Source organism: Algibacillus agarilyticus, from assembly GCF_003286125.1.
Lineage (GTDB): Bacteria > Pseudomonadota > Gammaproteobacteria > Enterobacterales > Alteromonadaceae > Algibacillus > Algibacillus agarilyticus.
The window spans coordinates 159,071-178,554 of record NZ_QMED01000003.1; the positions used below are offsets into that span (position 1 = coordinate 159,071).

The following is a 19,484-nucleotide window of genomic DNA, read 5'->3' on the forward strand; positions in this document are numbered from 1 at the left end:
TAGATGAATGATTTGTCTTGCTGGCCACTCAAGTCCTCCCCTTATTTTATTTGCTTGGAGGCATCTAATGTTGTATCACCAAAATAAGCCGTCTTTTTTGGCTAACCATAACCCAACAATTAACAAAGTAAACCTATCCAGATCAACCTTAAGCACTCTCGCTTTAGGGTTGAGTTGCTTATTTTCCAACACCTATGCCCAAGCAACATCAACCTACACAACATGGGCCGAAGGCGCTTGCCAATTTACCCAATCACCTTATGTTAATCATGGCGCTAACCGTGATTTTTATAATGCGGGAGCCGGTTTACGTTGGGTTAACTATGCGGGCGATTGGCGAGATGCAAAGGGGAATGCACAAGGTGATGTGCCTTATTCATCAACTTATGTAGAAGACACCGACTCAGTTCAACAGATCGTGCTTGATAGTACCCAATTAGTTGATGAATGGGTATCGGGCAAGCTACCAAATCAAGGTTTAATGCTTAGAGCGCCCTCTTCACCTTCAAGTAAAACCGATTTTGTGAGTAAAGAAGCCAGTGATGCCAATAGCCATCCCTTATTAATAGTGGATACAAGTTTGGGTCAATATCAATTAGTTCCGGTTGCCGATACCGTTATTCGCACCAATACGTATCAATGTGGTGGTGTGATTGAATCAATGCGGGTGTATGGATCGATAAGTCGAGTGCTTATGCAGTTTGATTTATCGGCTATTCCAACGGGTACGAGTGTATTAAATGCGTCTTTGGTTTTAACCACCACCGAAAATCAATACGGTCATTCTAATCTAGAACTATTTGCCGTGAATATTGAAACTCAATCAGTGCCTGATGCAAGTTTATCGGGCCAATACCCCAACGATTTTGAAATGAAGTATGATGATTCTGTTTTATTGGTTGAATCGTTTGAATCAGCTAATTGGCATAATAAATGGAATTACTCGGGTAACGCTCAAGTAACAACGAGCTCCGAAGCCAATAATTTTGAACCTTTAATTGGCTCAGCTTTAGTTGCAACCGTTAAACAAGGCGAATTTTACGGATTAAATCTTAATTATAAACTTTCGGATTTTGGCCCTGAACTAGAAGAACTTTACCTGCGTTATTATGTGCGATTTGGCGATAATTGGTTACCTAATGACACAGGTAAATTACCCGGTATAGGCGGTACTTATGGTAATACGCCCTATGAAGGCGGTTGGGGAGGCCGGCGTTCTGATGGCACAAATGGCTGGTCGGCACGTGGCCATTTTGGTTTGCAAATTCAAGGCAATAACCCGTATGAAGGACAATACCCAATTGGAAATTATGTTTATCACGCTGATCAGCCCGGTAGTTATGGCGAAAGCATTATATTGCAAAGTGAACCCCTCGAAAAAAATCAATGGTATGCGATTGAACAACACATAAAAATGAACACCCCGGGAGAGAACGATGGCGTAATCGAAACATGGGTTGATGGTGCCTTAGTCTATCAAGATAAAACATTTCGTTTTCGAAACGAAGGCTTTGAAAACATCAAAATAGAAAGAGTCTGGATGAATATTTATCACGGTGGTAAAAAAACAGCTAATCAAGATATTACCGCTTACATCGATAATGTTGTTATTGCAAAAACGTATATCGGGCCGGTGAACTTTCAACTCGGTAAGCCAGCTTCAGGTTCTGAAGCGAATAGACCACCTGAAATCACCTATTTTTCGCCCAGTAAGCAGGATATCGATCTTCCATTGGGTGAAAGTATCACGTTTTTAGCTGAAGGGATCGACCCTGAAAATTCATATATCGAAGTTGATTGGTATATCAATGGACAATTAGTCGCTGAAAATCAAAACGAATATAATTTACTTCGTTCATTTGATAATTTAGATACATTAACAATTGAATCAAAGTTACGCGATGCTGATGGCGGCGTCGCCATAAATACTTGGTTAGTCGGCAGTTTATCCGAAAATTTCTCGTCTGTTGAAGCAACACAAGATACTTATCTGCCTACCTGGACTTATCAATCTCGTGGACAATTATCAACACTCAAGTTTACTCAAACTTCAAACGTGTTATTAGCATTTGACCCCATAGATGACATGAACAGCGAAGACATTAAATCAGCACATATTGTTTTGCACAGTGCTGAGCAATATGGCGATATTAATTTACGGGTTTACAAAACGGTAGGCGATTGGATCCAAGGAGACCATACGCATGATGGCGCAACACGTAATTACCGCGATTATGTCACTCGCACACCTTGGACAAATCTAATTGGTGACTGGGTTGACGCGTCTGGCGTGCTGAGTGGAGATAATTATTATTCAGACACGTTTGTAGAAGATACTGATACTTTGAAAAAAGTCTATCTAGACGTCACCGAGTTATTAAAAGAGACGTTGCAAAATGCGGAAAATTTAAATGCTTTTATTAAAACCAGTGAAAGTAGTAGCAAAAACTATATGCATTCATTAGAGGCTGAACCGGCCTACCGCCCAAGGCTTTTAATTGAAAAGCATTAGTTTGCGGTAATTAATTTAAAATTATGAATGGATACTGCGCCATATCGTTCAAATGATATGGCGTTTTTTGTGCTGCTTTGTGCTTTTACACATCAATTAAACTGAACTCAGCGTAATGACCTTATTACCCTATTACCCTATTACCTTTGCCAAAACGGCCACCATTTTTTGCTTGGTTTTTCCGATAGCAGCTGAGTCGCATATTTCTGGCTCGCGCTTTCAATTTTGTCACCTGCCGAGTTCCACAAATTAGGAAGGTATACCCAAGTCACTTTAAGATACGAGTTCAGAGTCCCTGAGCGATTTTAATTCTAGGCGTATTAATGCAGGAATGTAGTCCCCTTTCAAGTTAATACAACAACGAAGTAAAAGCGCTCAGGGGCTCCGTCCCGGTGGGTTTTAAATTGATTTATGCTGTGTTAAACAGGCTTAATTTAACCCGTTAAACTTGCACCTGTTTGCCGTGCCTAAATCAATTTAAATTCCCACTGAACCCTGTATCTTAAAGTGACTTGGGTATATAAACAGGTACATAATTTTCGGCAAAGGGCATACCAAATTGTTTAATGCACTGATCATAACTTGTATCGCTTACCACTTTGAAGGCAAGCGTGTCAGAACCATTCGACTGAGTCACAAAAAGTAGTTTATGACCAACGATCACCTCCGCTATTCTCAGTAACTTCTCACCTTCATCATCAAGTTGATACAGATTTTCAAGTTCTGGGTAATTCGGTTTTAAGTATTCAATGAGTCCAAACGAACCATCAACATGAAGATTGTCATCTGACATAACAAGGTCAAAAAGTTCGCTTTCATCACAATCTTTAATTTTTGAATAAATATCCATTGGCTTTTAGTGTGCTCCTAAAGTTGTTAAGCAGTATATAAACGCGTTATGTTTTATAAAGCTCACGGTTACCTAAATTTAGGCCCAATTCAAGCTCATTTTGTGTTTCAATTAATTTTTTTGCTTAGGGCCTATTTTAACTAAAGCCATATTTAAATAAAACAGCCAAACGTAGTTAAAATTGAACGCGTCTACCATTTAAATTATGGCATTATATGCGGCTATTCTGTTTCTATTTAACAATCAAATAAAATAGCAACGCCGAATTTATTGCAGCATAAACCGAATTTCAATTAGCCTTTTTATTAACTAAAGTGTTAATTTATTAACAAATAAAAAACATGTCGAGGTTATTCTGGCTTTATGAAAATTAATTTTATAATTAATAAAAACAAAAGAAACCGGTTACTTGTAAGCGCTTTCAGTATTTTCAACTATTTTTATAACTAAGTCATTTTTCTTAAATATGGGAAGCATATTCATGAGTTTAAAAAATGAGAGTGCAACGGCTGAATTAAAAGTCAGCCGGCGACAATTCATGTATCAATTAAGTGCAGTATTAGGCACAGGAGTCGCTTGCCAATTATTAGATGGCAGCGGCTTTAACCATGCCATGGCTTATCAAGCCGTTGAGCATAGTGAAAAAATAGCCGGTGCTTATTTAAACCAAGATCAAAAATTATTGTTGCGGACGATTTGCGATGTTGTATTACCTAAAACCGATACACCAAGTGCGGCCGAGCTCGATGTGCATGGTTTTATCGTTCATCAAATGCAAGCGTGTTATACAACAGAGCAAAGAAAAAACCTCGACGATTTATTGTCTTTGATTGATCTACAAACAAAACAATCAACCCAAAAACCGTTTGTTTTGCTAACACCTGAACAACAAATCAAAATATTGAATAATCTTGAACAAGCGAAATTACCTTTTAAGCAAACGGATAGAGACACATTCAAATCACTTAAACAGTTAATGGTTTTTGGTTATTTCACAACACAAGTAGGCGCGACCCAAGCGCTTAATTATCAGGCTGTACCTGGGGGCTTTAAAGGCTCAATTAAGCACTCCCCTACCGATAAAGCTTGGGGCTCTCACTCTTATTATTAGGTTAACAACATGAAAGATGATTTATATATAAAACAAACGAATGAACAGTTTGATGCCATTGTTGTCGGCTCGGGTATTAGTGGTGGCTGGGCGGCCAAAGAGTTTTGTGAACGTGGCTTTAAAACACTCATGATTGAGCGTGGGCGCATTGTTGAGCACCGTAAAGATTATATTGGAGAAGGCAAAGGCCCTTGGCAATTTGCTAACCGCACTAAAGTGGATAACTTGTTAATTGAAGAACAGTTTAAAACACAAAAGTTGTGTTATGCATTTAACGATGCCACTAAACACTTTTTTGGCAATGACCGCGATCTTCCCTACTCGACTCACAAAAACACGGGGTTTAGTTGGATCAGAGCCAATCAACTGGGCGGTAAATCATTACTTTGGCACCGACAATCTTATCGCTTTAGTGAATTTGATTTTAACGCGAATAAAGCCGATGGCGTGGGTAATGATTGGCCTATTCGTTATAACGACCTTGCGCCATGGTATAGCCATGTTGAAAAACATGCGGGTATTAGTGGCCATGCAGATAATTTATCTCAACTACCCAATAGCGACTTTTTACCCCCTTTTGAATGGACCGGCCCAGAAAAATTAATGCAAGAACGATTTGCCCAATTACACCCTGATCGTCCGATGATCATGGGTAGAGCGGCTCATCTTACAAAACCAAGTGAGCTGCATATATCGCAAGGTCGGGTGCAATGCCAAGCCCGAAATGAATGTCAAAAAGGTTGTTCATTTGGCGCTTATTTTTCAACACAAAGCTCTACATTACCCGCCGCGGCTAAAACCGGAAATTTGCATATCGCACCTAATAGCGTTGTTGAGAGCTTAATTTATGATGAAAAAACCAATCGTGTAAAAGGTGTAAGGGTTATTGATAATGATGATTTAACGACACGTGAATATTTTGCTAAAGTCGTTTTTTTATGTGCTTCGACTTTAGGTTCAACTCAAATTTTACTCAATTCAAAATCAAAAAAATTCCCTAATGGTTTAGCTAATAGTTCCGGCACATTAGGTCATTATTTGATGGACCATAATTATAATGCGGGTGCGAAAGGTTTTGTTGAAGGTTTTGAAAATGAATATTATTCGGGGCGTCGTCCTACCTCGCCTTACATTCCAAACTTTCAATACGAACCTAGCCGTTATAAAAAAGAGTACAAACGAGGTTATGCATTATCGGCTTGGGCGCACCGAGAAAACTGGCAAGGCATGAGTTCACAAGATGGTATAGGGGCAGACTTTAAACAAAAAATGACTCAAGCAGGAAGATGGTATTTTGGTTTATCTGCGCAAGGGGAAATGTTACCGCGTTTTGAAAATGAAGTCGCTTTGCACAGTACTAAGAAAGACAAATGGGGCATTCCGCAATTACACATTAATTGTACTTGGTCGGATAACGAAAAATTCATGATGGATGATGCCGCTAAAACAGCGCATCAAATGCTAGAAAAAGCTGGGTTAAAAAATGTTCATTCTTATACCAGTTATGATCACCGCCACCCTGGTATTGCGATACATGAAGTCGGTACCGCAAGAATGGGACGTGATCCAAAAGATTCGGTTTTAAATGGTTTTAATCAAAGTCACGATATACCCAATTTATTTGTCACTGATGGCGCAAGTTTTTGTTCGTCTGCCGTGGTTAACCCTTCACTTACATTTATGGCGCTCACGGTAAGAGCCGTTGATTATGCGGTTAATGAATTAAAACAAAAACGTATTTAATACACACAAAATATAGAACATATAGAGGACACACTCATGAAATTTAACTATCAACCCTACATTGTCATTTTGTCTTTGTGCATCATGATCGCAGGGTGCTCACTAACAAAAAATGCAAACACCAGTCGTGCCAATCAGCAAAGTAAGGAACAAAACATGCCTAAAATAAGTGTACAACTTTGGTCGGTTAAAGATGCCGTTAAAGCCGATTTTACAGGCACATTAACGCAAATTTCAGCCATGGGTTTTGATGCGGTTGAATTTGCAGGCGAATTTGGCCCTTTTAAAAACGATGCCGAAGGATTAAAACAATTTTTAGATTCATTAGGGCTAGTCGCAAGCAGTGCGCATATTGATTTTAACCAATTAAACGATGAAAACTTTGCTAACACGATCAAATTTTATCAAACGTTGGGCGTTAGTATTTTAATCGACCCCTGGGAAGAACGTGCATGGCACCCAACTAAAATAGATGAAGTGATTAATGAATTAAACCGCTTAGCCGACAAACTGGCACCACACGGTATGCAAATTGGTTATCATAATCATGATAAAGAATTTAATGATTTTAACGGCGCGACCTATTGGGACCACCTAGCAAAAAACACCAAAGAAAACGTTATTTTGCAACAAGATGTGGGTTGGACGACCTTCGCCGGTAAAGACCCCATTGATTTTGTTAAACGTTACCCAGGACGAACCGTTACCACACATTATAAAGTGGTGTTACCTAAAGAAAACCCGAAAAATTACTCAGCTATTATTGGTCAAGACATGATCAACTGGTTAGATTTAAGCAAGGTCAACATAGCGGTCGGTGGCACTAAATGGTTTGTTATTGAACAAGAAACCTACCCTGAAGGGTTGACCCCATTAGAATCAGTCGCGCAATCAAAAATCGGGTTAGACAAAATATTGGCCGAGTTAAAATAAGCTAAAAAATATATCAACTCAATACGTGCAGATGTATACGATATAGGCCAAGTTACTCTAAAATAGTTACGTTAAAATAGTAACGCTTATTTAATAGTCGCTTGGCTTTTTTACTTACTTTCTTTCTACCTACGTTCAAAATTTATCGTTTGATGTCAAAAACGTTTTTATAAAAAAGATATTCATGTCCTAAAAATCAAACAGACTGGTATTACGATTTTTAACTTTTATTGTTAGCATATTTTAAATATATGTAACCGGTTTATAAATTTTTTATATTTTATTATGTCATTTATAACCGTGTTACTTTAATTGTATCAAGTCTGTAACACCGCTTAATCCCCTTTAATACAACCCTAATACCGCAAGAATAAACAGAAAACGTGAGAAGAATGTAACATTTGCCCTTATTTAGTGCCGTGTTTCACTAAATTTACATTTTGACAACATTAATGTAACCGGTTACTTTCTTTCCAGATCGAAAAATTAACTTTGATCGCCTCCAACTTTACAAAATAATTCTAATTCGAGGTAAACATGTTTAAAACAAAAACCAGCAAAATTACCACTGCGGTAATGGCCCTGAGTTTGCTAAATTGTAGTCAATCACTAGCAGGTGAAGTTTCACCTAACACAGTTGAGTACAATTCAAACACAGCAGAAAATATATCGGTTAATGTGGAACCTGATCCTGGCACGGGATTTTGGTATTTAAAAGATGTCGATAATTATTCAAATAGTAATGGCGTACTAACAATAAACAACGAGTTTTTGCAAACGCTCGCAAACGGTACGCACACATTTGAAGTCTATTTTAGCGACGGTAGTAAAGATGATTTAGTTATTGTTGTGACTGACTCTGAAAATGATGAGATTGTAGAAGAAGATCCTGTTGATAATCCAATAACAAATCCATCGTCATCGAATAGTTTAACAATTAGCCAAGCCGTATTATCAAACGGCGCCATGTTCGAAAATGATTATATAAATCTCGCGCACGGTTTAGCCGACTGGACTTTTACAGCTGAAGTTGACGGTGATTATATTATCGATATCAACTATCAATCACCTAATGGTAGCAAAGTTAATAATTTTTATGTGGATGACAATGTGGTATCGGTGACATCCGATAACCATAACGAAACACGCTCGCATCGTTTCGAATTACCACTAACAGCGGGCACCCATCATGTGGGTGTTGATGCACGGAGTCAATGGGGTTATATCTGGTTAACCGGTGTCGATATTAGTACCGATAGCCCGGTAATTTATAATCCATCAGTTAGCCCGGCACATGCCAGCTTTGATATTGCAAACATGCAAGAGCCTAGCTTTAATGTTGATCTAGATGGCGATACCTTAAGCGACGTATTATTCAATAGCCAAACGGCTGTGTATGACTTTACCGGTTCAACACTGACGTTAGACGCCATTTACCTACAAAATTTGGGTGAAGGTGACCATACGTTTGAACTCGATATGGCTAATTCAGAATCGTTAAATGTGAGTGTGACGGTTCTTGATACTACTGAAAATCCAGATACGGGTACGGGCGAATTTGATTTAAGCGCTGATCAAGCCGTGCTGTCTGGTGGTGCTGTTTTAGAATCCAATTATATTGATATTGCACAAGGTTTAGCGCAGTGGACATTTAATGCGCCAAGCGCAGGTGAATATAAAATTGATATCGTTTATCAATCACCGCATGGTAGCAAGGTTAACAACTTTTTTGTTAACGATACCGTTGAAAGCGTGACCAGCACACAAACAACCACGGATACCATTCATAGCTTTACGCTTGAATTGGCAGCGGGTGCTAATTTAGTTGGCATTGATGCCCGTGGTCAATGGGGTTATATCTGGCCGCGTGGTGTTAATATTGAACAACTTGAAGCCATTCCCGCTCCAGCTGTTTCACCTAACACTCAAAGCTTTAATACCGATGAACCCGCTGATATCGCGTATAGCTTGAATTTAGACGACGCTGTTTTATCATCCGTTAGTTTATCGGGTAGCGCTTTAGCCGCAAGCGAATACACGGCAACGCAAAGTGCACTCACATTTAGCCGTGATTATTTAAGTCGTTTATCTACGGGTACACAAGCGTTTAGCCTTAACTTTACCAATGCAAGCAGCATTGTCGCTAACGTAAACGTTTATACCCCAGACGTAGAGATGCCGTCGATTTCGCCTAATGCAAAATCATTTAATACCTCAGCGCCTGCAGATGTAAATTTTGATTTAAGTTTATTAGGTAAAACCATTAACGATGTCACGTTAAATGGTAACTCGATCAGTCCTGCCATAAACGGTAACACCTTAACGGTGAGTCAAAATGATTTAGTTAACTTAGCCAACGCAGATTATCCCCTAACAGTAACGCTTAATGATAATAGTCAATTAAGCGCCAATATTATTGTATCTTCACCTTCAATAAATCCACGCCATCAAGATTTTGTTTATGTTACCGATGATGGACATTTTGGCTTAAACGGTCAGTATTTTTATACTAACGGTGCAAATCATTATTTCTCATTTTATAAACATCCAACAATGCCGGTTGATGTTTTTGATGATATGGAAAATTTAGGCATGAGTTCTTTCCGTACTTGGGGTTTCTGCGACGGGGAATACTATAGCCGCGAAGATTATACCGGTTACTGGGATCCGGAATTTGGCAATGGTACTGAAGCACAAAGTCATTGTTTCCAACCCAATAACCCTGATACGGTATCAGAAGCGGATCGCTATAACGAAGTGGGTTTAAAACAGCTTGATTTCGTTATTCAACAGGCTGCTGAACGCGGCATTAAAGTAATATTGCCGTTAACCAACTATTGGGGCGGTTTTGGTGGCATGTGCCAATATGCGGCTTGGTCACCAACAATTGATGTTGACGGCGATGGTGTAGCTAACGATGCCGATGAATATATGCAATGTTATCGAGCTGAAATTAAGCAACGGTATGATGAAATAGGCAAAGCACCAACCAATACTAACGATGCGCTTTATCAGCAAGATTATCAAAACTACATTGTTAACGCCCCTATTGGTGCCGACGACAAACAAGACTATGAATATTTAGTTGAAGCCGCAGCGCAATTTTATGGCGATGATTGGTCGCAACAGCGTTTCCAAGAATACATCTCCATGTTACTTAATCGAACTAACCATTTAACCGGTGTTAAATACAAAGATGATCCTGCGATCATGATGTGGGAACTTGCCAACGAACCTCGCTGTGTAAGCTGTAACGATGAACAACGTGAAGATTTCCATAATTGGATAGACACCACGTCACAATTCATCAAATCGATTGCACCAAAGCAATTAGTCTCTACCGGTATGGAAGGTTTTGACCAAGTTAACCCTTGGGAAGAAGCACAACGTCAAGCCATGATTGCTGAAGGCGCAACACAAGCCGAAGCAGAAACGGCGATACCTCTGGAATACAAAGAAGGTACCGATTTCAGCATGGATCATGATTATCCGGCAATCGATGCTTATTCTTTACACATGTACCCAGATTGGTGGGGACTCAATGAAGAAGATGCAAAAGACTATTTACAATCTCGTATTGAAAAAGCACGTTTAGGTGGCAAACCGGTTTACTTAGGTGAATACGGCCGCATGATCGAGTTTGATGAAGACAACATGTTTGCGTATCAACATTGGGATGGTCGTGACGGTGTGAGCATGGCTGATCGCGATCGCATTTATAGTGAATGGTTAACCATCGCCGACGATTTAGACTTAGATGGCGCAATGATATGGGTTATGTCGGGTATGGACTATTGGGAAGATGCCCGCGACCCTGCTCCACTTTATACTAAACCCGGCTTAATGGACTTTGGTAATGATCAAGCTTATTGCTTTAACCCAGATGGTGCAGCAAGCAACCAACAAAGTGTAACCTGTGATGGTTTATACAATGACTGGGATCGCTTTACTGTTTACTGTAACGACTTACGTTGGGATGCCACTTGTGACATTTTGCAAGATTACACCAACAAGGTAAAAGCAAAAAATATCTCGGATGGCTCAGTATTCGATATTGATACCGATGGTGATGGCGTAGCCGATTCACTTGATGCGTTCCCAATTGACCCAACCGATTGGTTAGACAGTGACGGCGATGGTTACGGCGATAATGCCGAAACAGCGGCTGGTAGCGATCCAAATGATGCGAATAGCATTCCACAAGCAACCGCTCAAGACAGCATCTATGTAGACGGCGATAAGATCTTCTTAGCCGATGGCAGTGAGTTTGTCATGCGCGGTGTTAACCTGCAATACGGTGACGACCCTGCTGGTAAGTTCCCATCTATTCAATATATTGCGCAAACTGATGCTAACGTAGTGCGTTTACAACTGCGTCAAGACACAACTGCACAGCAATTACGTGACGCACTTGATGAAATCATTAAGTACGAAATGATTGCTATGCCAATGTATTGGGAAGGTCACGGCGAATACGCTCGCGGTATATACCAAATCACGGGTGGTAGTGACAGCAATGCAATCTATGATGGTGACATTAGCTCGCAAGATGCGGTATCTAAATGGTTAGAAGCCTGGGGGGATGTTGTTACTGATCCTAAGTATCAAAAATATATTATGATCAATATTGCGAATGAGTGGGGCCAAGATACGACGGTTTGGCGTGACACTTATATCACAGCGGTTGAAAAACTTCGTGAAGGCGGTATTAACGTACCATTAGTGATCGACGCAGGTGATTGGGGTCATAACCCTTATTATTTCGCTGGTGCTCAAGCAATATTTGATGCAGATCCACAAAGCAATACCATTTTCTCGGTACATGGTTACTACGAGTGGTCAACTGAACAAGAAATTGACACACGAATTGACTACATTAAAGGGTTAGATTTACCCATGATTATTGGTGAGTTTGGTCGTTCAAATCACTATGCTGGCGGAAAAACTAACGATCATTTTTACTTAATGGAGCAAGCGAATGATAACAACCTAGGTTGGGTTGCTTGGTCATGGCGTGGTAATGGTGAAAGCGAAACCATGCTTGATATGTCTAATTCATACACAGCCTATGACTTAAGCCAACACGGTGTCGATATTGTTGACAGTGCCGATGGTATTAAGGCAACCGTGATCGCGATTGATGACAACTACTGGTTAACAGATTCAACCCCAATCGATCCAACGGACCCTACTGATCCGACAGCCCCAACTGACCCGACAGAACCAACGGATCCGACCGACCCTGTTGATCCAACCGATCCAGTGATCCCACCGTTATCAACCACAACGTTAACCATTGATGATGCAGTAGATTCAAGTGTCACGTCACAACCTGTAACAATTGATGTTGACTACATTCAAATTGAAAACCGCCAAGCGGGTTCATCTGCGGGTTGGGATTTCACCGTCGAAACGGCCGGTCAGTACCGTATTGTATTGAACGTAGATAACGTTAATGGTGATAGCCGAGTTAACCAAGCATTCTTAGACGGCACGGTTAAAGATTTTACGGCCAGTGGCCCAACTACGGTAACGTTTGACGCTCAGTTACCTGCAGGCACACATACCACAGGTATTCGCGTTGCTAACACCAATACACATTGGGGATTTGTACGTTTGTTGTCTGCGAGTGTTGAACACCTCGGTAGTTTAAATATTACATCGCCAACATCTGGCGAGCAATTACCAAGTGGTCAAGATATTGCCGTTTATTTTGATAAGCAAGGTAATGGCGCTATCACTTACAGTGTCAACAGTAGTACAACCCAAACCTATGCAGGTGCTAGCCCATTAATGATCTCAGTGGCTCAAGATGGCTTCTATCGCATTAGTTTAGGCTTAGAAGGAACGAGCACAACGCAAAGCATTGGTGTGCGCGTGGGTGAATTAGCCTTAGCATCGTTTATTGAAACCAGTGGTTCTCAGTTTATGTTAGACGGCAGTCCTTGGTACTTTAATGGCACCAACCAGTACTACCTCATGTATAAGCCAGAAGCAATGGCTGAAGATGTGTTTAAACGTGCAGAAAAACTCGGTATGAATGCAATTCGTACTTGGATGTTCTGCAACGATACAAAAACCCATGATGGTGTGTGTATTAACATGAGGTCTGGCAACAGCTTCATCTTAAACAAAGATGTAAGCGAGCGGACAAGTGGCGAGCAAGCCATTATCGACCGCAGCTTTGAGCTATTCGACAACTATGTTGCACTCGCGGCTGAAAAAGATATGCGTTTAATATTGAGCTTAGCGGATGAATGGCCTTACTTCGGTACGATTGGTGACTATGGCGGATACACTGCTGAAGGCATCGCTAATATGAAAGCCTTTATCACTCAGTTATTTAACCATACCAACCAAATTACCGGGGTTAAGTATAAAGATGACCCTACGATCATGATGTGGGAATTAGCTAATGAGCCACGAATTGGTGGCAACTTAGCAAACTTTACTCATTGGGTTAAAGAGTTATCTGCACATATTAAATCAATTGCGCCAAACCACTTAGTGTCAATTGGTATGGAATCATCATTTGATTTTAATGGCAGCGGTGACGATTTTGAAACGCTCAAAGCGCTAAATTCAAATGTTAATATTGATGCAGTGAGTGCGCATTTATATCCTACTTGGTGGAATATGACCGATGCTGAAACATTAAACAGCTTTGAACTATTAGCACAATTAGGACGAGAACTAGGTAAACCCACTTACATTGGTGAGTTTAGCTGGCCTGCCAATGTTAAGCGCCCTGATAGTAATCCAGACGGTGCCGCCTATGTTGATGCAACCATTGCCGAAGGCTTAGCCAAGCGTACTCAAGTATTCTCTGATTGGTTCCAAGCGGCTTGGATTAACAAAGATGCTATTGGCGGTATGTTAGGTTGGCAATTAACCGGACTTGAATGGGGTAACGGTTTAACTGGCGGTCAATGGGGTTCTGGCCCTTATGGGGTGTACTCTGGTGGTTGGTCTGCTAACAATGATGGCTTCCAATTCTACTGCGTGCTTGATGAAAGCGAGTATCAAATTACTAGCTTAGGCGCACCAGGTTTGAATGTTGAGGGCGATACTATCAACCTTGATTTACACGAACCTGTCTGTGACATCTTGAAACAATACTCTGCTGAATACCGAGCATTGTTTGAATAAACCAAAACAACAAACAATATAAAAATCAAAGACCGAAGAATTTATTCTTCGGTCTTTTTTGATCTCAAAAAACACTTGTTTATTCATTTATAAAAATCGCAACTGGCTGCATTAAAAAATAACGGCTCAACAAGAGTGAATATAGCGATAAAAGTGAACACATGTTTTTCATGAAAATATAAACCTTAGGAAATTAATATGAGAAATAAACTATTATCATCATTTATGCTTTTTGCATTGATATCTTGTGAAGGGGGAGAAAAAACAGCAACAGTAGAACAAGATACTACCACTACTGATGAACAGGATATAAACCCTGAGTCGGAACTAGAGCTAGAGCCTGAACCTGAGCTAGAACCTGAGACTTCGATTGAAGAAATATCTGCAATCACAATTGGCGATTCAACCTACGATTTCTGTGAATCAGCAGAACAAGATCCAGACGATGATGGCTGGGGATGGACGGGTTCTGCAAGCTGTGTCGTTCGAAATTCAGCAGTGGATCATTTGAGTGATGGCTCAGCAGTCCCGCAACCTGTGGACTTAAGTAATTTAAGCTTGGCATCTAAAGTCATTAATGAAAATGCGAACACCGTTACTAATAACGTTTTTCAATATTTGACGTCAATATACGAAGAAAAAACATTAGCGGGCCAGCAAGATTTAACTTGGAAAGATGATACTGACATGTACCAACGTGTTATTAACGATACAGGTAAAGCGCCAGCGTTAATGGGATACGATTATATGAACTATGACTATAGCGGTGATGCAGGTTCGGGTAAACAACAAACTGAAGAAGCCATCGCGCATTGGGAACGAGGAGGATTAGTGACATTTTGTTGGCATTGGCGTGATCCATCAAACAAAACAAATGCTTTTTATACCAAAGACACTGACTTTAGGATACCCATGTTAAACAACCAGCTTGATGTTAATAGTGCTGACTTTCAGTTTATAAAAGATGATATCGCACTCATCGCAAGTGAATTACAAAAATTACAAACAGCTGGCGTGCCCGTACTCTGGCGTCCTTTACATGAAAGTTCAGGCGGTTGGTTCTGGTGGGGTGGAAACCGAAGTGATAACCACTCGGCTGCAGAAGCTCAAATCGCGTTATGGAAATACCTATATACAACGCTAACTAAAGATTACCAACTAAATAACCTTATTTGGGTGTGGAACGGTCAAGCTTCGAGCTGGTATCCTGGTGATGATGTAGTTGATATTATCGGCGAAGATGTTTACGGCAACGCTAAAGATTACAGTGCAAAAGCAAACCGTTTTTATCAAGCGGCTGGATATGCAACTGAAGATAAAATGGTCGCGATGACAGAAAACAGTGATATTCCTGATCCAGATAAATTATTTGACGCCAATGCACCTTGGTTATATTTTACTACTTGGAATGACGGCAATAGCGTAGAAGGCATTACCAATAATAATAATTTTTGGACTGGTGAGCATTACAATACTAATGCACACAAAATTCATGTCTACCAACACCCAGGTGTCATCACATTAGACGAATTACCGGCATTTTAATTGCCCTACCCATTGGCAATAAAACCCAAAAAGGTTAAGCAAATGTCTGTTTAACTTTTTTTATTTTTCACACTAACGTTGAGATGATTAAGATTTAGCTCAATCGACAACCCACTCAATATACGAGCAGATATGCGCGCCTGAGCATGCTCGGAGCTAGTATCCTGAGTAAGTTATGCCCATTCGGTTAAATTTTATTACTAATACACCCCTAATATGCCCTCATCCAATGACTAAAATCACTGTTTAAATGGCAATCAATTTCTCTATACTCTAGGGCGTGTTTATCTTTTGTGTATGCTTTTGCAGCCGTATTTGCACGATTTATACAAGGCAGAGCGATTGCAGTGTAGCAATTCTACATAAAAGAGCGATAACGTAGTAGAAATTGTGCAAATGCGCTGCCCTTTGGGTTCAATCCAAAACGTTTTGCTCTTTGTTATTGGCTTTTGACGTAGAACCACTATGCCCTCAAGCCAATGCCGCGATCAAAACGCTTTGGAATTGAACAAAATCTATACCACAAAGATAAACACGCCCTTGCGTTGAAACAGGTCATTGTCAGCAGTTTCCATAATTTATATTTCTAAAGGGCACTCAACAAGAGAGCCTGTTATAACGACCATATTGTCAGAAATAACTTCATAAGTCCCAACTTCGTTTTCGTCAGAAATAATAGATTCATTACTAAACCTATAAAACTTTGCTTTTTTAGCTTCTATTTGGGCCTCTAAAACATTCTTAGGTGGGATAGAGTAAGATGTATAAAGCAAAACAACAGTATTATCGAGGTGAAATTGCACAAAACCTCTAATAACGGTTTCACAACCATCTGTGACTAATTCAAGCCCTTCACTGCCCTGCCCATTTTCGCAATATCCCCATGAGCGTTGCCAAAATGAGATGTGTGATTAAAGTCGCTTCCGCAGCCAAATAAGATTAATACAGAACTTAATAATACAACCTTACTTTTCATTTTAACTCCATTTATTTATAAGTCTGTAAGCCATCAACAAAAGCTCTTTTAGCATCTTCCTTATTACTAATTATTTAATAAATACATACTGATATAACAAAAAAATTGTTACATCAAATTAACCATGCCAAATAAAGGTTTAACCTGAATTAGCTCGATAAATGTAACAAAATAAGCTTGCTATATTTTGTTACAAGCCATTTACATTTTGACATCACAACCAACTCACAACAAAATGTAACCGGTTACTTAGGTATAATGAAAATTAACCTAATGTAATCAGCATTAATAAAAAATAAGGCAATGGATAGCCAAAAAACTAAACAACACAAATTAAAGGGTATAATGATGAACAAATTAGCAAAAGCAATTACAACCGCACTAGCACTTGGTTTATCTGCTACTGCATCTGCAGGTTTTTACGTATCTAGCGGAGATATATACGACGGAAATGGTAACAAATTTGTTATGCGCGGCGTTAATCATGCACACACATGGTTTCCTGATAAACTGACACAATCTTTAACTGATATTGCTAGCACCGGTGCGAATACGGTCAGAGTCGTGCTTTCAAATGGTCATAAATGGAGTAAAACATCAGCCAATGATGTCGCCAATATTATTCAAAAAGCCAAAGATAATAAAATGGTCGTGGTATTAGAAGTTCACGACACAACAGGCTATAGCGAAGATACGGGCGCTGCATCTTTAGCCTCTGCAACCAATTACTGGCTTGAAATAAAAGATAAATTAATTGGCCAAGAAGATTATGTGATTATCAATATCGGTAACGAACCTTTCGGTAATGGCTTTAACGCGAGTGATTGGATCAACGATCATAAAACAGCGATCACCCAATTACGTCATGCGGGTTTAGATCATACGTTTATCATTGATGCACCAAACTGGGGCCAAGATTGGCAATTTGTAATGCGTGATAATGCGCAACAAGTGTTTAACCATGACCCTGATAAAAATGTCGTATTCAGCGTACATATGTATGAAGTGTTTAATACCTACAGCAAAATTAACAACTACATGAGTTCATTTTCTAATAACGGTTTACCCTTAATCATTGGAGAGTTTGCAGCAACCCACAAAGACTTTGATGTTGATGAAGGCTCGATTATGTCGTTAGCAGTTAACAATCAAGTAGGCTATTTAGGTTGGTCGTGGGATGGCAATGATACAAGCTATGGCGAAATTGATGTTGTTAATAATTGGGATGCCGGATCATTAACGACTTGGGGTGAGATTTTACTTAATAGTAGCAATGGCATTACCGCTACATCACAGCTATCAACAATATATACCGCAGGCAGTTCAAATGGCGGTAACAATAACGACAATAATAACGGCAATAGCCACCCAAATTGTAGCTCAGCAAGTGCAGACCCTGATGGTGATGGTTGGGGCTGGGAAAACAACCAAAGTTGCATCGTTGTAGCAACAACCAGCACACATGCGCCCAACGGCTTCGCTTATTGTAGTAGCTCATCTGCTGATCCTGATAATGACGGCTGGGGTTGGGAAAACAGCGCCTCTTGTGTTGTAAGAGGCTCAAGCGCAGATTACTAACACCTCAAAGTTACATAAAACCATTGCAAGATAAAACCGATTAAGTTCGGTTTTTTATTCGGCAAAAAGCAAGCCTGTGCTAAGCTAAGCTCTATTCAGCTCCCTACCCGATGTTTATTATTATTGGTAAACATCAAATCAGTTATCTAAGGTATCGTTATGGAACCCGTCACTATGCTTATTCTTGCGCTCGTTGTTGCTTTTGGTTTTGTCGCGGGCGGCATATTAATGTTACAGAATAACTCAAAATTTAAGTTTCCTGAAAATTGGGAAAAGATTCGAGAAGAAAATCGAAAACATCAAGAAGCGCTTGATAAGAAAAACAAATAACCTCAATCTTAATTAAGCACAACACATGCTTAACCAATTATTTCGATGGCAATCGGGTCGGCAACAATCCGGCTACGATAAGTTATTACTAGCCTTTGGCTACTGGCCTATCAAATTTGATTGTTATTTATTACGCTTTCCAACGGGCAGTGAAATCAAGCCACACACCGATAACGTCACGCAAGGTAAACACTACCGCTTAAATATTGTATTAAAAAAAGCAAAAATAGGCGGTGAATTTATCTGCCACAATCCCCTATTCCAAACTAACAGAATAAAGTTATTTAGACCTGACATCTCGACACATCAAGTACTAAAAATTACGGCGGGCACGCGGTATTTATTAAGTTTTGGTTGGGTTTTACAAACTAAAAAATGAGACTAAAAGCTTAAACTGCAGACGTGAAAAAGCTCACACAAGTTGTGTGAGCTTAGCTAATCATAAACTAAAGTCGATGAATTAAGATTCTTCGCCTGCGTTTTCAACGCGGATCTTTAATTTTTGTCCGGGTCTGAAAGTCACAACCCGACGAGCGCTAATTGGAATGTCTTCACCCGTTTTAGGGTTACGACCAGGCCTTTGCGCTTTTTCACGTAAATCAAAGTTACCAAAGCCCGAAAGCTTAACCTGCTCCCCGTCTTCCAATGACTGTCGTATTTCTTCAAAAAAAGACTCTACAAGATCTTTTGAATCTTTTTTATTTAAACCTACTTTCAGAAATAAATGTTCAGCAATTTCAGCCTTGGTCAAAGCCAT

Annotated in this window: 12 protein-coding genes; 9 read left to right on the forward strand and 3 right to left on the reverse strand. The window is 39.8% G+C overall.

The features are described 5' to 3' along the window. Nucleotides 1-67 precede the first annotated feature (67 nt). Nucleotides 68-2,512, forward strand: a complete 2,445-nt coding sequence (locus DPX34_RS04110; RefSeq protein ID WP_157964613.1) for a disaggregatase related repeat-containing protein — start codon at nt 68-70, stop codon at nt 2,510-2,512. A 502-nt stretch (nt 2,513-3,014) separates the two neighbouring features. On the opposite strand, the gene DPX34_RS04115 is transcribed toward DPX34_RS04110, so the two are convergent. Then, complete coding sequence (locus tag DPX34_RS04115) at nt 3,015-3,362, reverse strand: hypothetical protein (RefSeq protein WP_111977151.1); 348 nt, start codon at nt 3,360-3,362, stop codon at nt 3,015-3,017. Between the two features lie 481 nt (nt 3,363-3,843). Between DPX34_RS04115 and DPX34_RS04120 the strand changes: the two genes are divergently transcribed. The 5 genes from DPX34_RS04120 to DPX34_RS04140 all read left to right on the forward strand — a co-directional run bounded on the left by DPX34_RS04120 (nt 3,844) and on the right by DPX34_RS04140 (nt 15,843). After that, nucleotides 3,844-4,473: a gluconate 2-dehydrogenase subunit 3 family protein gene (locus tag DPX34_RS04120; protein WP_157964614.1), complete on the forward strand. Its 630-nt coding sequence runs from the start codon at nt 3,844-3,846 to the stop codon at nt 4,471-4,473. Between the two features lie 9 nt (nt 4,474-4,482). Beyond that, nucleotides 4,483-6,216 (forward strand): GMC oxidoreductase, encoded by a 1,734-nt coding sequence (locus DPX34_RS04125; protein ID WP_111977153.1) that lies wholly within the window; start codon nt 4,483-4,485, stop codon nt 6,214-6,216. Between the two features lie 36 nt (nt 6,217-6,252). Continuing rightward, a complete protein-coding gene (locus DPX34_RS04130) occupies nt 6,253-7,149 on the forward strand; it encodes a sugar phosphate isomerase/epimerase family protein (protein WP_111977154.1) in 897 nt (298 codons plus the stop codon). Nucleotides 7,150-7,686: 537 nt separating this feature from the next. Continuing rightward, on the forward strand, nt 7,687-14,298 hold the full coding sequence (locus DPX34_RS04135; RefSeq protein ID WP_111977155.1) for a cellulase family glycosylhydrolase: 6,612 nt from the start codon (nt 7,687-7,689) through the stop codon (nt 14,296-14,298). Between the two features lie 198 nt (nt 14,299-14,496). After that, the gene (locus DPX34_RS04140) at nt 14,497-15,843 is read left to right on the forward strand and encodes a glycosyl hydrolase (protein ID WP_111977156.1); all 1,347 of its coding nucleotides are present in this window, start codon (nt 14,497-14,499) and stop codon (nt 15,841-15,843) included. A 578-nt stretch (nt 15,844-16,421) separates the two neighbouring features. On the opposite strand, the gene DPX34_RS04145 is transcribed toward DPX34_RS04140, so the two are convergent. After that, complete coding sequence (locus DPX34_RS04145) at nt 16,422-16,646, reverse strand: hypothetical protein (RefSeq protein WP_111977157.1); 225 nt, start codon at nt 16,644-16,646, stop codon at nt 16,422-16,424. Nucleotides 16,647-17,164: 518 nt separating this feature from the next. Between DPX34_RS04145 and DPX34_RS04150 the strand changes: the two genes are divergently transcribed. From DPX34_RS04150 to DPX34_RS04160, 3 genes are all read left to right on the forward strand, one after another. Beyond that, on the forward strand, nt 17,165-18,397 hold the full coding sequence (locus DPX34_RS04150; RefSeq protein WP_232824643.1) for a cellulase family glycosylhydrolase: 1,233 nt from the start codon (nt 17,165-17,167) through the stop codon (nt 18,395-18,397). 159 nt (nt 18,398-18,556) lie between these two features. Further along, entirely contained in the window at nt 18,557-18,727 is a 171-nt protein-coding gene (locus DPX34_RS04155; RefSeq protein WP_111977158.1) for a DUF2897 family protein, read from the forward strand. Nucleotides 18,728-18,752: 25 nt separating this feature from the next. Continuing rightward, nucleotides 18,753-19,106, forward strand: a complete 354-nt coding sequence (locus tag DPX34_RS04160; protein WP_111977159.1) for a 2OG-Fe(II) oxygenase — start codon at nt 18,753-18,755, stop codon at nt 19,104-19,106. 81 nt (nt 19,107-19,187) lie between these two features. Here the strand turns inward: DPX34_RS04160 and ihfA are convergent, their stop codons facing one another. Next, the gene (gene ihfA, locus DPX34_RS04165; RefSeq protein ID WP_111977160.1) at nt 19,188-19,484 is read right to left on the reverse strand and encodes an integration host factor subunit alpha; all 297 of its coding nucleotides are present in this window, start codon (nt 19,482-19,484) and stop codon (nt 19,188-19,190) included.